Source organism: Sphingomonas sp. CFBP 13728 (assembly GCF_014841895.1).
Classification (GTDB): domain Bacteria; phylum Pseudomonadota; class Alphaproteobacteria; order Sphingomonadales; family Sphingomonadaceae; genus Sphingomonas.
The window spans coordinates 223,861-237,759 of sequence record NZ_JACYUS010000002.1; the positions used below are offsets into that span (position 1 = coordinate 223,861).

Consider the following 13,899-nt stretch of genomic DNA (forward strand, 5'->3'; position numbering starts at 1 on the left):
GTTAGGTAGAGACGCGAAGGCGCGCCTCCAAGGAGGTCAGGCGGAAACCTGCACGATCGCATCGATCTCGACGGCGGCGCCGAGCGGGAGGACGGGAACGCCCACTGCCGCGCGCGCATGCTTGCCGGCATCACCGAACAACGCGACCATCAGGTCCGAGGCGCCGTTGGCGACTTTCGCCTGGTCGGTGAAATCGCCGGTCGAGTTGACGAACACGCCGAGCTTCACGATCCGCTCGACGCGGCCGAGTGTGCCGAGAGCCGCCTTCATCTGTGCGACGAGCATGAGCGCGCAGAGCTTGGCGGCCTCCTGCGCGTCTTCGAGCGATACGCCGTCTCCGACGCGACCGGTGACCAGCGCACCGTCCTTGAACGGCAACTGGCCCGAAATGTGGAGCATGCCGTTCGCCAGCACGGTCGGGACGTAGGACGCCACGGGTGCGGCAGCCTGCGGGAGGGTGAGGCCCAGCTCTTCGAGCTTGCGGTCGATACGATCGGTCATGGCGGAGGTATCACCACAGCGGCGGGGGATGGGTCAAGTGGGGGCGAGGTGCCGCCTTATGGTCGGGCCCCAACACCTGTCCGTGATGCTCACGCACGCTGGAGCCAGACTGGCTGACGTACACCGTCACAAGCGTAGCGCGCATGGGTCCCGGCCTCCGCCGGGATGACGGACGATTTGAGTGCGGCGCTCTCGGCGGATGAGATGCCCGCGCCCCTTCCTGTTCTCCCGCGAAGGCGGGAGCCCAGGGTTACAGACGGTGACGTTCTTGGCTCCTGGACCCCCGCGTTCGCGAGGGAACAGACGATTCAGGCGTCCGCCGGCAAACCCGCCTCGAACCGCGCAGCAATCCAGTCCGCCGCCTCGCGCCAGTCGTCGATCCGCGCGTGCGCCTCGGGCGCCTTCGGCACACTCACCGCCAGCGTCGGCTCGGAGACCATGTGCAGCCGGTGCACCCCCGGCGCGTGCTTGGCGACCGACTCGTGGTGCACCGCGAGATCGTCGACGAACACCGTCACCGGCGAGCCATATTCCTCGACCAGCCGCGACACCGGGGTACCCTTGCCGCCCTGATTGCACTCGACCCGGTGCGCGATCCCGAACTTGGCGAGCTGCTCGATCCGCGGCTGGCGGCACTCGTCCTTGAGGTTGGTGAGGATGACGATGTCCGCCACCCGCGCCAGCCGCTCGAGCGCCTCGACCGCATGCGGCACCAGCGTCTGGCGGTGCATCTCGGCGGGAAAGAACTCGCCGAGCATCGCCCACATGTCCTCGCGCGACGGCGGCGGACCACCATCGCGACGCGTCATCGCAGTCGAGAAATCGCCGTGCTGGATCTGGAAGTCGATGTCGTGGCGCTCGTCGAGCCAGACGCCGAAATGCTTGACCATGTGCAGCAGCACTTCGTCACAATCGCTGATCAGCAGCGGCCTCATGCTTCGAAGTCTCCTTGATCGAGTCTGGCGTGCGCGCGGACCAGCGCCTCGGGCTTCACCCCGACCGATTCGGCGCAGGCGATCAGGTCCGGCTCATGGTTTTCGAGGAAGCCGAGCGCCGCCGACAAAACCGCCGGGTCGCTTGCTCGCGCACGCAGGTCGCTCGGGTCGAGGCCGGTCACCGACAACAGCCGCATCGCGCGGTCGGGTTCGCCCAGCGTCCATACCAAAGCGCGCAGGGCGAGCGCTTCGGCGTCTTCGTTTGAATCGCGGTCGCGCATTGCCTATCGTGCCTTCTTTCCGGATAAGGTGCGGCGGTGACAAAGAAGGTGCTCGTTGTCGAGGACAACGAACTGAACCTCAAACTATTCTGCGACCTGTTGCGCGCGCATCAGTTCGCCGTCGAACCCGTGCGCGACGGCCGCGAAGCCGTTGCGCGCGCGCGCGAATTCGTGCCCGACCTGATCATCATGGACATCCAGATGCCGCACGTCACCGGCTATGAGATCATCCTCGAACTGAAGGCGGACGAGGACTTGCGCGCGATTCCCGTGATGGCGGTGACCGCGTACGCTGGGCGCGAGGACGAGGAGAGGATCCGGGCGGCCGGAGCGGACTCGTATGTGTCCAAGCCGATCAGTCTGGCGCGGTTCATGGACGCGGTGGGGGCGCTGATCTGAGCAGCCCGGCTCTCCAATCTTCCGTTCGTGCTGAGTAGAGACCGAGTAGCTTCGTCAGAAGCGTATCGAGGGCTCGTATCGAAGCATGCGTTCCGCGCGCCAACCTGTCCTTCGATACGCCCTCTCGATACGCCGCCTACGGCGACTACTCGACGGCTACTCAGGACGAACGGGAAAGGGGGCAAGCGGAAGGGGGAGGACGAACGGAAGGGAATCACGAACGCCAAAAGCCGCGGATATCGCTATCCGCGGCTTTTCGGATCGTCGCAATCAGACGGCGGTTCGCACCGCCGGCCGGATTACTTGATCTTGGCTTCCTTGAACTCGACATGCTTGCGCACGACGGGATCGTACTTCGAGAAGGAGAGCTTCTCCGTCTTGGTACGGGGATTCTTCTTGGTTACGTAGAAGAAGCCGGTGTCAGCGGTGCTGAGCAGCTTGATCTTTACGGTGGTCGGCTTGGCCATGAGCCCAATTCCTATGGCTTGAAAATGCGAAAGCGGCGAACTGACGCCGCCGCTCCATCAGGGGCGGCGCATGGCGGACGGAGGAAGCGAAGTCAAGCTTTACCCCGTCGCAGCATGCCGAGACCGTTCATTTAACCCGCTATTCACTGTCCGGGGCGCATTGTACCGTCAGATAAAGACAGGAGCGGGATCGTGGGGCAGGCGCTGGTTCGAATCGACGACATGATGGCGGTGAAGGCCGATCTCGCAGCGCGAATCGCCGCGATCGATGTCCGAGCGCCCTATTCCCGCCCCTGCGACATCGCCACCGAGATCGATGCGATCCGCGTGATCGCGCATACCAACGGCCTCAACCCGGCGGTGACCGTCGCCCACTTCGTCGATTCGGCCCTGTCGCGCGGCGAGCATGGCGCGCTGGTGCATGGCTGGCTGTCAATCCTGCGCGATGCGGTCGGGTGCGAGCGGCAGGACGTCCAGGCGTGCCACGCGTTCGCCGCTGCGTGTTCGGTGCGCCTTGCGGGATAACCCATGGACGCATTGATGGCGGCGCTGGTCGCGGCAGCGCTCGCGCAGGTCGGAGATCGTACCGCGTGGCTCGCGGCGATCCTGTCGGACCGGTACCGAAAACCGGGTCTGGTCATCGCGATGGCGGCGCTGGCGTTGCTCGTGGCGAGCAGCCTGCCGGCGGCGCTCGGCGCGGTAATCGGGCCGAAGCTTGCTCCCAATGCGCAACAACTGATGCTCGCGCTCGCGCTGCTGTTGCAGGGCGGCGGATCCTTCTTCCCTGCCAAGACACCCGACCGGCTCGACCGCTGGAAGATCGGCGTGATCGCCACCACCGCGCTCGGCCTGTTCATCCTGGCCTTCGGCGACGGCGTGCAGTTCATCGTCCTGACGCTCGCCGCGCGGACGCCCGTCCCCGCGCTCGCCGCGATCGGCGCGACGATCGGCTCGCTGGTCGTGATCGTCCCCGCCGCGCTGATGGGCGAGGCCGCGTGGCTGAAGCTGCCGCTCAAGCCGCTGCGCATCGCGATCGGGATCGTATTCCTGATCTTCGGTATCGTTCTCGCGCTCGGCGCCTTGCGATTGGTCTAGCCGCCGGGAGCAATTCGGTGTTCGGATCGTTCACGCAACGACTTTCAAACCGGAGCTAGACATGGCCGACATCAATCCCGCCCTCGACACGCCGACCGACCTGCCGAGCAACAGCACCAAATCGGTCGCCGACGCGCTGAACGCCGCGCTTGCCGATTGCTACGCGCTGTACCTCAAGACTAAGAACTTCCACTGGCATATGTCGGGGCCGCATTTCCGCGACTATCATCTGCTGCTCGACGACCAGTCCACGCAGATCATCGGCGTGACCGACGCGATCGCCGAGCGCGTGCGCAAGACCGGCAACACCACGCTGCGCTCGATCGGCGACATCTCGCGCCACCAGACGATCGCCGACAACGACATGGCGTTCGTCGGCCCGACCGAGATGCTCGCCGAACTGCGCGAGGACAATCTGAAGCTCGTCGAGCAGTTCCGCATCGTCAAGGACGCCGCCGACGCCGCCAAGGACAACGCGACGAGTGGCATCGTCGATGAGTGGACGGATCACGCCGAGGAGCGTGCGTGGTTCCTGTTCGAGGCGAGCCGCAAGGCGTGATCGTTACGCCGGAGGAACAAATCGGACGCCAAGCCGGTTGAGCGACCTTACCAAACAGGAGGCCGATATGTTGAAGCTTGCAATTACCTTTCTCGTCATCGGCGCAGTCCTCGCGCTGCTCGGCTTCGGCGGCATCGGCGGTGCCTTCATCGGCATCGCCAAGATCCTGTTCTTCATCGCGATCGCGCTGTTCGTAATCTTCCTCGTGCTCGGCCTGCTCGCGGGCAAGGGGATCAAGAACGCGGTCGACTGACGCCGGCGATCCGATCGCATGACAACGACCGTCGTCGGACCTTCCGGCGGCGGTCGTTTCGTGTCTGGATCCGAAATCCTCCCCCGCAAGGGGGAGGTGGCTGGCGCTTGCCAGACGGAGGGGAAGAAAAGGAAAACTGGCGTTCAGTGTCCTCCCCCTCCGTCATCTTCGGTGCCACCTCCCCCTTGCGGGTGAGGATTGAGAATGGAGCGAGCGGTGTAGGGCCTGTTCTGCATCCCTTCGCGCGGCAGGAGCGTTCTCCCACGATGCACGCTTTTGCCGCCCTGCTCGATTCGCTCACCTACACACGGTCGCGTAACGCCAAGCTGAAGCTGATCGCGGATTACCTGCGCGCGACGCCCGACCCGGACCGGGGCTGGGCAATGGCGGCGCTAACCGGCGATCTCGATCTCAAGGGCGTGAAGTCCGCGGTGATCCGCGGCCTGATCGAGGAGCGCGTCGATCCGGTGCTGTTCCGGATGAGCCGCGATTATGTCGGCGATACCGCGGAGACCGTCGCGCTGCTCTGGCCTGAACCGACGGTGCCGGTCGATCCCACCCCCTTGTCGATCACCGACGTCGTCGAGCGGCTGGCGGCGTTGTCGCGGGCCGATGCGCCGGGTGCGCTGGCCGACATGCTCGACCGATCCGACGCCGAGGAGCGGTTCGCACTGCTCAAGATGGCGACGGGTGCGCTACGGATCGGCGTGTCGGCGCGGTTGGCGAAGACTGCGCTGGCGGATTCGTTCGGGCTCGATGTCGATGCAGTCGAGGAGGTGTGGCACGGCCTAGACGCGCCGTATCCGAGCCTGTTCGCTTGGGCGGAGGGCACGGGCGCGCAGCCGACGCCGGCCGACGTGCCCGTGTTCCGGCCGTTCATGCTGGCGCACGGGCTTGAAGACCTCCGCGTCGATCTCGCCGACTATGCCGCGGAGTGGAAATGGGACGGCATCCGCGTCCAGATCGTCCATGTCGCGGGTGAAACGCGCCTCTACAGCCGCACCGGCGACGACGTGACGGGCAGCTTCCCGGAGATCGCCGCCGCGTTTCGGACGCCCGGCACAGTCGACGGCGAACTGCTGGTGAAGGGCGAACATCAGGGCGGCACGCTGGAGGATGGTGGCGGGGCGGCGAGCTTCAACGCGTTGCAGCAGAGGCTTGGGCGCAAGACCGTGTCGGCGAAGATGCTGGCGGACTATCCCGCGTTCGTGCGGCTCTATGATCTGCTGATCGATGGCGACGAGGATTTGCGTTCGCTACCCTGGACCGAGCGGCGGAAGCGGTTGGAGGCGTTCGTGCCGCAACTCGACTCCGAGCGGTTCGATCTGAGCGTCGTGATCGACGCGGACGACTTCACCGCACTGGAGGCGATCCGTGCCACCGCGCGCGATTCGGCGATCGAAGGCGTGATGCTGAAGCGTCGCGATTCGCCGTACGTCGGCGGACGTCGCGCCGGGCTCTGGTATAAGTGGAAACGTGATCCGCTGACCGCCGACTGCGTGATGATGTACGCGCAGCGTGGCTCGGGGCGGCGATCGTCCTATTATTCCGACTATACCTTCGGCTGCTGGACCGAAGAGGGCGAACTGCTCCCGGTCGGGAAAGCCTATTCCGGGATCACCGACGAAGAGCTCAAAATGCTCGACAGCTTCGTGCGCAACCACACGCAGAACCGGTTCGGGCCAGTACGCGAGGTCGAGAAGACGCTGGTGCTGGAGATCGCGTTCGATTCGCTCCACGATTCGAAGCGTCATAAGTCAGGCGTGGCGATGCGCTTTCCGCGGATCGCGCGGATCCGGACGGACAAGCCCGCGGCGGAGGCGGACCGGATCGAGACGCTCAAGCGAATGATCACGTAATCCGCGCGTCATGGAAGTGCGCGGCCGCGCGGGGTATTGGCTCGGTCTTGGTACAGGTCAGGATGATGCCGTGAGAATTACGAAACATCCGCGAACGATAGCTGCACGACGCTGGCGGCGCGGCGCGTGGGTGACTGGCATAACATCCGCGATCGTCGTGCTGTTCATCTACCTCGCCGGCTATTTCGACCGCGATCCGGTGCATGTGTATCCGGCGATCGGCGTTCAGGCCTCGGGACCGCCACCGATCGTGGTGGTGAACTTCTCGGGCGACATGGGGCTGCGGTTCCTGCTCGGCGCATCGACCTCGCGCGGGCTGACCGAGCACGGTATCCCGGTGGTCGGCATCACGACGCCGGCCCTGTTCGCGCAGCATCGGACGCGGCTGGAACTCGATACGATCGTTGCGGACGGCGTGCGGACCGCGCTGGCGCGGACAGGCGCGAAGCGGATCGTGGTGATGGGGCAGTCCTACGGCGCGGATATCGTCCAGACGGGGCTAGTGAACCTGCCGAAGGACATGCGTGCGCGTGTGGCGGCGATCGTTTTGATCCTGCCCGGCGACACGGTGTTCTACCGCGCCGACCCTTCGGGACTGCTCTACGACCACGGGACGCCCGACAGCATGGGGGCGACGACCGGCAACCGACTGACCTGGGCGCCGGTGACGTGTATCTACGGGCTGGAGGAGACTGACAGCCTGTGTCCGCTGCTGACCACCGCGAACGCGCGAAAGGTCGGGATGCCGGGGGGGCATAACATCCATCACGATGCTGATGGGTTGCTGCGGCATGTACTGGCGACGATACGGGCGGTGGCGCCGAGTGCGGGACGGGGGTTCTAAGGTCGGGCGAGATGCTACGTCGTGCGCTCCCGACCCAATCCCTCAATTACTCAAACTTCCGCCCATCCCCCAATCGTCATCCCAGCGAAAGCTGGGATCTTATCGTGTGGGGTACGCGCCCGCCAACGGGGATACCCCAGCTTTCGCTGGGGTGACGGTTAAGCCGATGGACCGCGGCGGCCCCCATGTTCTCCCGCGAAGGCGGGAGTCCAGTCTGGGCCCCGCCTTCGCGGGAGAACAAGTAGGGGTGCGTTGGCATGGACCGGAACCACGCAGACTATTGCGGCTTGGCGGCGATCTTGATCTCGAACAGCGTCGGCCAGTATTTGCCCGTCACGAACAGCCGATCGGCTTTCGCATCCCAGGCAATGCCGTTGAGGACCGCCTCACGGTCCGTCGCGGCGATCTCGGCGACCAGCGGGCGGAGGTCGATCACCGCGGTCACCTTGCCGGTCGCAGGATCGATGCGGACGAGGAAGCCGGTGTGCCAAACGTTGGCGAGCAGCGCACCGTGGACATATTCGAGTTCGTTGATGTCGCGCAACGGGCGGCCGTCGATCGTCACCGCGACGCGCTTGCGTTCGGCCAGTGTCAGCGGGTCGCGGACGATGATGTCGGAACTGCCGTCGGACTGGAGCAGCGAGACGCCGTCGCTGGTCAGGCCCCAGCCTTCGCCGGTGTAGCGGTTCTGGCCCTGCGGCTTCAGCGTGCGAACGTCCCAGCGGTGCGCGATGCCATCGTGCCAAGTGAGGCTGACGAGCTGGTCCTTCCACAGTGCGAGGCCTTCGCCGAACTGCGCAGGATCGATTCGCGCCTTCGCTAGGATCTTCCCGTCCTTGAGCGAGACGCGGCGAACGTCGGATTGCCGCTCCTGCCCCGTGCTCTCGTACAGCGCGCCGTCGTGCCAGAGCAGGCCCTCGGTAAATGCGGTGCGGTCATGCGGATACCGCGCGACGATCGTCGCCGAGAACACCGGCACGCGGGTCGGCTCGCGCGGAGCTGCGACAGCACCCTGCCCGGCCTGCGCTGCGGACGACAGCGAAGACGATGAAACGAGAACGGCCGGTCCCGCCAAAGCGAAACCGGCCGCAATCATTATCCTACCAAACATGGTCGGATCAGACAGCTATCAGCCGCCTGCGCTCAGGTTCACCGCTGCGTACTTGCCGCGACGATCGACCTCGAGCTCGAACTCGAGCTTGTCGCCCTCGTTCAGAGTCGACATGCCGGCGCGCTCGACGGCCGAGATGTGGACGAATGCGTCAGGCTGTCCGTCGTCGCGCTGGATGAAGCCGAAGCCCTTCATCGCGTTGAAGAACTTGACCGTACCGGTCGCCTTCTCGCCGGTGAGCTGACGCTGTGCGCCACCTGCACCACCATCACGGTCGCGATCGCCACCACGGGGTGCACCCGGGCCGGCATCACGGTCACGCGGCGGGCCGCGATCGGTGACGGCCATCGGCTCGCCATCGATCTTGAGGTCGGTTGCCGAGATACGGCCACCGCGGTCGACGAGCGTGAAGCCGAGCGGCTGACCCTCGGCGAGAGCAACCATGCCGGCCTGCTCGACGGCGCTGATGTGGACGAACACGTCCTCGCCGCCGTCATCGCGAACGACGAAGCCGAAGCCCTTCTGCGCGTTGAAGAACTTTACGACGCCCGTGCCTTCGCCGACGACCTGGGGAGGCATGCCGCGACCACCGCCGCCGCCGCCACCGCCCGAGAAGCCGCCGCCACCGCCGCCGCCGCGGTAACCACCGCCGCCGCCGCTGCCGCCACCGAAGCTGCTACCGCCGCCGTAGCTGCTGCCACCGCCGCCGCCGTAGCTCGAGCCACCGCCATAGCTGCTACCACCGCCGCCGCCGAACCGATCGCCGCCACCGCCAAAGCTGCTGCCGCCGCCGAACTCGTTGTCGCCGCCGCCGAAGCTGTCGCGCTTGTCGCGGCCACGCCCGCCACGGTTCCCGCGGCCACCTTTATCGAAACCCATAAGCTCTGTTCGTCTTCCCGGTTCGCCCGCAAATTTCTCAAAACCCTTGTGCCGGACGACGAACGCAGGTTTTCCAGCGCGAAACCTTTTGCGCCTTGAGGGGACCCTTAGCGCAAAATACAAGCCGTCGCGAATAGATTCTGATCCGAGGGCGCTCGATTTGGATCGATACTGGCGCAAGTGTCGCGCGCCAGCCACGACTCGTCGCATCGGCCCGCGCAAAGCCTTCTTGTCGCCTGATTCGGATCGGTGACGCATATAGAGGCATTGAGCGTTCAGCCTCGGGCGGCTACGGCCGATGCATGACAGTTCATCTCCACGAAGGCGACATTCCCGCCGACCTGTTCGCGGCCGGCGCCGCGATCGCCGTCGATACCGAGACGATGGGGCTGATCACGCCCCGCGACCGGTTGTGCCTCGTCCAGCTTTCCGATGGCGGCCCCGACGAGCACCTCGTCCGATTCGCCGCGGGAGCCGGCTACGACGCGCCCAATTTGAAGGCGCTGCTGGCCGATCCGTCGCGCGTGAAGCTCTATCATTTCGGCCGGTTCGATATCGCCGCAGTCCAATATTATCTCGGCGTCGTCGCGGCACCGGTATATTGCACCAAGATCGCGTCGCGGCTGGTGCGGACCTACACCGATCGTCACGGTCTCAAGGAAATCGTCCGCGAACTGCTCGGCCAGGACATCTCGAAGCAGCAGCAGTCGTCGGACTGGGGCAGCCCCGAACTGTCGGAGGCGCAGAAGGATTATGCGGCGTCGGACGTGCGCTTCCTCCACCGGTTGCGGACCGAGCTCGACAAGCGGCTGATTCGCGAAGGCCGGATGGAGCTTGCGCAGGCGTGCTTCGACTTCCTGCCGACTCGTGCCGCGCTCGACATCGCCGGCTGGCCCGAAATCGACATTTTCGCACACGCTTGATGGACGTTCCGCCGCCTTCTCCGGTAGCCCGTCGCGTGCGAACCGCGCGCCAGGACTGGGCCGCGCCCGGCGGCAGCCACGATCGGTTCGTGGCGATCGCCCGCGTCGGCCTGCCGACCGCGATCGGCGTGCTGGCGGCGTTCCTGGTGATGGCGCCACTGACGGCGGGCGGCGACGTGTCGTTCCTGCTCGACAAGAACAAGGTCGACGTCGCGCAGGAGCGGATGAAGACGCAGGCGGCGCGCTATCGCGGCGAGGATACGAAGGGCCAAGCGTTCACGCTCGACGCGGCCTCGGCGATCCAGAAGAGCTCGGCCGAGCCCATCGTCCAGCTCAATCAGCTCGCCGCGCAGATCCAGCTGACCGACGGCCCCGCCAACATCAAGGCGAACACCGGGCGCTACGACATGGACACCGAGAAGGTGCAGCTGTTCGGTCCGCTGAACGCCACTGCGGCGGGCGGCTACAACCTCAAGACCACCAACGCGACGATCGACATGAAGGCGCGCACGCTCGAAAGCGGCGGAGCGGCGACCGGCACCGTCCAGCAGGGGACGTTCAGCGCAAACAAGCTGCGCGCGAACCTGGAGGAGCGCACCGTGACGCTCGATGGCAATGCGCGCTTGCGGATCATCCCCAGAGGGCCGAAATAGCCGCCATGCGCGCCACTCACATTCTTGCCGGCTTGTCCGCCCTTTTGCTCTCCACGACCGCGGTCGCGCAGCAGGCGCACAATTCCAACGCCCCGATCGATTTCGGCGCGGACCATATCGAATTGCAGGACAAGGCGAACCGCGCGATCCTGTCGGGCAACGTCGCGGTCAAGCAGGCCGAGATGACGCTGAACTCGGCGCGGATGACGGTGGCGTATACCGGCCAGGTGATCGGCGGGAACCCGCAGGTGTCGCGGCTCGACGCGTCGGGCGGCGTGATCGTCAAGCGGCCCGACCAGACGGCGCGGAGCCAGTATGCGATCTACGACCTCAACCGCCGCGTCATCACGATGCTCGGCGCGGTGACGCTGACGCAGGCGGGCAACACCGTAAACGGCGGGCGCCTGACGATGAACCTCGACACCGGGCGTTCGGTCATCGACGGCTCATCGGTCGCCGGCGGCAGCGCGGGTGGATCGGCGGCGAGCGGTGGCACTGTGACCCAAACCGGCGGTCGCGTGACCGGCACCTTCTCGGTCCCCAAGCGCAACTGAGCCAGCAGGGGCGTCGTGAGGGGCTCGTAGGGGCTTCCCTCCGGCGGCGCGCTCATGCATGTTTCCTGCCAAACCCCCGCCGAGTTTTCGGCGACTGACTTTTGCGAGGGCCTGATCCCATGGACGCCACCACGCTGCCCCCGATCGAGAACGTCGAGCCGATTTCCGAGCCGCCGGTGAGCAACGGGCTCCAGGTCGTCTCGATCGCCAAGTCTTACGACAAGCGCGTCGTGCTCACCGACGTGTCGGTCTCGGTCGGGCGCGGTGAGGTGGTCGGCCTGCTCGGCCCCAACGGCGCGGGCAAGACGACGTGCTTCTACTCGGTGATGGGCCTGGTGAAGCCCGATTCGGGCCGCATCATGCTCGACGGCGAGGACATCACGAAGCTGCCGATGTACCGTCGCGCGATCCTTGGCCTCGGCTATCTGCCGCAGGAAACGTCGATCTTTCGCGGACTGACGATCGAGAAGAACATCCTGACCGTGCTGGAGCTGTCCGAGCCCGACAAGGCGGCACGGCAGCGCAAACTCGACACGCTGCTGGAGGAGTTCGGCCTGACCCGCCTCCGCGCGGCACCGGCGATGGCGTTGTCGGGTGGCGAGCGACGACGCGCGGAAATCGCGCGCGCGCTGGCGGCGGACCCGTCGATCATGCTGCTCGACGAGCCGTTCGCGGGCATCGATCCGATCTCGATCGCGGACATCCGCGATCTGGTGAAGGACCTCAAGCGCCGCGACATCGGCGTGCTGATCACCGATCACAACGTCCGCGAGACGCTCGAAATCGTCGACCGCGCCTACATCATCTACGACGGCCGGGTGCTGTTCTCCGGCTCGCCCGAGGAACTGGTCGCCGATGCGAACGTCCGGCGCCTGTACCTCGGCGAAGGCTTCTCGCTTTAAGATCATGCCGCCCCCCCTCACAGCCCCCACCCCCACCCGTCATCCCAGCGAAAGCTGGGATCTCCCGGTGAGGGCGCGCGCTCCGATCGTGGAAGACCCCAGCTTCCGCTGGGGTGACGGAATTGAGTTGTTGCGCTCTCTACGGGACTCGCCGGCATGAGCCTCGCCCCTCGCCTGGACATCCGCCAGTCGCAGTCGCTGGTGATGACTCCGCAGCTCCAGCAGGCGATCAAGCTGCTGGCGCTGTCGAACCTCGAGATCGAAGGGTTCATCGCCGAGGAAGTCGAGCGCAACCCGCTGCTCGAAGCCAGCGCCGCCGAGGATAACGACGCGCCCGACCGCGAGCCCGTCGCCGAAGTCCGCGACGAACGCGTCGCTGCCGACGAACTCGTCGCGGGCACGGGCGCAGGCGACGAACCGACGCTCGACGTCGACTACGCGACCGAAAGCCACCAACAGGACAGCGTCGCCGACGGCGGTAGCGGGATGGACGGCGCGCTGTCGATGACCGGCGCGAGCGCGGGGGGAGCGGGCGGCGAAGACGGCCCCGATCTCGACGCATTCGCCGATACCAGCCTCAGCCTCGCGGATCACCTCCTCGCGCAGGCCGGGCCGGCGATTGCCCACGACGACGCCTTCGTCGCCGCGCACCTGATCGACCAGATCGACGAGGCAGGCTATCTCACCGTATCGCTGCTCGACATCGCCAACCGGCTGGGCGTGCCGCTGGTCCGCGTCGAGGCCGTCCTGGCGACGATCCAGACGTTCGACCCGACCGGCGTCGGCGCGCGCGACCTATCGGAATGCCTCGCGTTGCAGGCGCGCGAGGCGGACCGCTACGATCCGTGCATGGCGCGGCTGATCGACAATCTCGACCTGCTCGCGCGCGGTGAACTGACGCGGTTGAAGCGGATGTGCGACGTCGACGACGAGGACATGGCCGACATGATCCGCGAACTCCGCAGTTACGATCCGAAGCCCGGCTGTCGCTATGGCGGCGAGCCGTCGCAGTCGGTCACGCCCGACCTGTTCGTCGCGCGGACCAAGGCGGGCTGGGCGATCGAGATCAACGCCACCACCCTGCCCCGCGTGCTGGTCAACCGGAGTTACTACACCGAGCTGTCGGGCGGGCAGCAGGACAAGGCGTCGAAGGCGTGGCTGTCGGATTGCCTCGCGAGCGCGAACTGGCTGGTGAAGGCGCTCGACCAGCGCCAGCGGACGATCATCAAGGTCGCGACCGAGATCGTGAAGCAGCAGGAAGCGTTCTTCCTGAAGGGCGTCGCGCATCTGCGGCCCCTGACGCTGCGCCAGGTCGCGGACGCGATCGAGATGCACGAATCGACCGTCAGCCGCGTGACGAGCAACAAATACGTCTCGTGCGCGCGCGGGCTGTACGAGCTGAAATACTTCTTCACGAGCGCGATCCAGTCGGCGGACGGCGGCGAGGCGGTGTCGGCGCAGGCGGTGAAATCGGCGATCAAGGCGCTGATCGACACCGAGGGTGCGAAGATCCTGTCCGACGACACGCTGGTCGACCTGCTCAACGCCAAAGGCTTCGACATCGCGCGGCGGACCGTTGCCAAATACCGCGAGGCGTTGGGGGTAGGAAGTTCCGTGCAACGCCGCCGGGCCCGTACATTAGGGGGCGCCGGCTAAGCTTGCCTTTCGTCGCGATAGGCCTAGC

18 protein-coding genes are annotated in these 13,899 nt (G+C 66.0%); 12 read left to right on the top strand and 6 right to left on the bottom strand.

What is annotated here, in order from left to right; all coding sequences use genetic code 11:
* Window positions 1-36: 36 nt before the first annotated feature.
* The 3 genes from IFT67_RS09840 to IFT67_RS09850 all read right to left on the bottom strand — a co-directional run bounded on the left by IFT67_RS09840 (window position 37) and on the right by IFT67_RS09850 (window position 1,717).
* Window positions 37-501: a RidA family protein gene (locus tag IFT67_RS09840; RefSeq protein ID WP_192146895.1), complete on the bottom strand. Its 465-nt coding sequence runs from the start codon at window positions 499-501 to the stop codon at window positions 37-39.
* A gap of 308 nt (window positions 502-809) precedes the next feature.
* Complete coding sequence (locus tag IFT67_RS09845) at window positions 810-1,436, bottom strand: HAD family hydrolase (protein ID WP_192146897.1); 627 nt, start codon at window positions 1,434-1,436, stop codon at window positions 810-812.
* Entirely contained in the window at window positions 1,433-1,717 is a 285-nt protein-coding gene (locus IFT67_RS09850; protein WP_192146899.1) for a DUF3572 domain-containing protein, read from the bottom strand. Before IFT67_RS09850 ends, IFT67_RS09845 begins: the two co-directional genes overlap by 4 nt.
* A gap of 36 nt (window positions 1,718-1,753) precedes the next feature.
* Between IFT67_RS09850 and IFT67_RS09855 the strand changes: the two genes are divergently transcribed.
* Window positions 1,754-2,116: a response regulator gene (locus IFT67_RS09855; protein ID WP_056063573.1), complete on the top strand. Its 363-nt coding sequence runs from the start codon at window positions 1,754-1,756 to the stop codon at window positions 2,114-2,116.
* Between the two features lie 299 nt (window positions 2,117-2,415).
* Here the strand turns inward: IFT67_RS09855 and rpmG are convergent, their stop codons facing one another.
* Window positions 2,416-2,583, bottom strand: coding sequence for a 50S ribosomal protein L33 (rpmG, locus tag IFT67_RS09860; RefSeq protein WP_055881863.1), 168 nt, complete (start codon window positions 2,581-2,583; stop codon window positions 2,416-2,418).
* 192 nt (window positions 2,584-2,775) lie between these two features.
* On the opposite strand from rpmG, the gene IFT67_RS09865 reads away from it, so the two are divergent.
* The 6 genes from IFT67_RS09865 (at window position 2,776) to IFT67_RS09890 (ending at window position 7,193) form a co-directional block, all read left to right on the top strand.
* Entirely contained in the window at window positions 2,776-3,108 is a 333-nt protein-coding gene (locus IFT67_RS09865; RefSeq protein ID WP_254784358.1) for a hypothetical protein, read from the top strand.
* A gap of 3 nt (window positions 3,109-3,111) precedes the next feature.
* Window positions 3,112-3,678, top strand: a complete 567-nt coding sequence (locus IFT67_RS09870; protein ID WP_192146900.1) for a TMEM165/GDT1 family protein — start codon at window positions 3,112-3,114, stop codon at window positions 3,676-3,678.
* 61 nt (window positions 3,679-3,739) lie between these two features.
* Window positions 3,740-4,237 (top strand): Dps family protein, encoded by a 498-nt coding sequence (locus IFT67_RS09875; RefSeq protein WP_192146902.1) that lies wholly within the window; start codon window positions 3,740-3,742, stop codon window positions 4,235-4,237.
* A gap of 67 nt (window positions 4,238-4,304) precedes the next feature.
* Complete coding sequence (locus tag IFT67_RS09880; RefSeq protein WP_107955576.1) at window positions 4,305-4,490, top strand: DUF1328 family protein; 186 nt, start codon at window positions 4,305-4,307, stop codon at window positions 4,488-4,490.
* 266 nt (window positions 4,491-4,756) lie between these two features.
* On the top strand, window positions 4,757-6,349 hold the full coding sequence (locus IFT67_RS09885; RefSeq protein WP_192146904.1) for a cisplatin damage response ATP-dependent DNA ligase: 1,593 nt from the start codon (window positions 4,757-4,759) through the stop codon (window positions 6,347-6,349).
* 130 nt (window positions 6,350-6,479) lie between these two features.
* Window positions 6,480-7,193 (top strand): AcvB/VirJ family lysyl-phosphatidylglycerol hydrolase, encoded by a 714-nt coding sequence (locus tag IFT67_RS09890; protein ID WP_342450599.1) that lies wholly within the window; start codon window positions 6,480-6,482, stop codon window positions 7,191-7,193.
* A 277-nt stretch (window positions 7,194-7,470) separates the two neighbouring features.
* Here the strand turns inward: IFT67_RS09890 and IFT67_RS09895 are convergent, their stop codons facing one another.
* Together IFT67_RS09895 and IFT67_RS20860 are read right to left on the bottom strand one after the other, a co-directional pair.
* Entirely contained in the window at window positions 7,471-8,289 is an 819-nt protein-coding gene (locus IFT67_RS09895; RefSeq protein WP_244647313.1) for a glutaminyl-peptide cyclotransferase, read from the bottom strand.
* Between the two features lie 33 nt (window positions 8,290-8,322).
* Entirely contained in the window at window positions 8,323-9,183 is an 861-nt protein-coding gene (locus IFT67_RS20860) for a cold-shock protein (RefSeq protein WP_192146910.1), read from the bottom strand.
* 302 nt (window positions 9,184-9,485) lie between these two features.
* On the opposite strand from IFT67_RS20860, the gene IFT67_RS09905 reads away from it, so the two are divergent.
* The 5 genes from IFT67_RS09905 to rpoN all read left to right on the top strand — a co-directional run bounded on the left by IFT67_RS09905 (window position 9,486) and on the right by rpoN (window position 13,871).
* Complete coding sequence (locus tag IFT67_RS09905) at window positions 9,486-10,106, top strand: ribonuclease D (RefSeq protein WP_192146912.1); 621 nt, start codon at window positions 9,486-9,488, stop codon at window positions 10,104-10,106.
* The gene (gene lptC, locus IFT67_RS09910; protein WP_192146914.1) at window positions 10,106-10,759 is read left to right on the top strand and encodes an LPS export ABC transporter periplasmic protein LptC; all 654 of its coding nucleotides are present in this window, start codon (window positions 10,106-10,108) and stop codon (window positions 10,757-10,759) included. Before IFT67_RS09905 ends, lptC begins: the two co-directional genes overlap by 1 nt.
* Before the next feature lie 5 nt (window positions 10,760-10,764).
* Window positions 10,765-11,313: an LptA/OstA family protein gene (locus IFT67_RS09915; protein WP_107963956.1), complete on the top strand. Its 549-nt coding sequence runs from the start codon at window positions 10,765-10,767 to the stop codon at window positions 11,311-11,313.
* A 119-nt stretch (window positions 11,314-11,432) separates the two neighbouring features.
* Window positions 11,433-12,215 (top strand): LPS export ABC transporter ATP-binding protein, encoded by a 783-nt coding sequence (gene lptB, locus IFT67_RS09920; protein ID WP_107963957.1) that lies wholly within the window; start codon window positions 11,433-11,435, stop codon window positions 12,213-12,215.
* A gap of 156 nt (window positions 12,216-12,371) precedes the next feature.
* On the top strand, window positions 12,372-13,871 hold the full coding sequence (rpoN, locus tag IFT67_RS09925; RefSeq protein ID WP_192146916.1) for an RNA polymerase factor sigma-54: 1,500 nt from the start codon (window positions 12,372-12,374) through the stop codon (window positions 13,869-13,871).
* The last annotated feature ends 28 nt before the right edge of the window (window positions 13,872-13,899 follow it).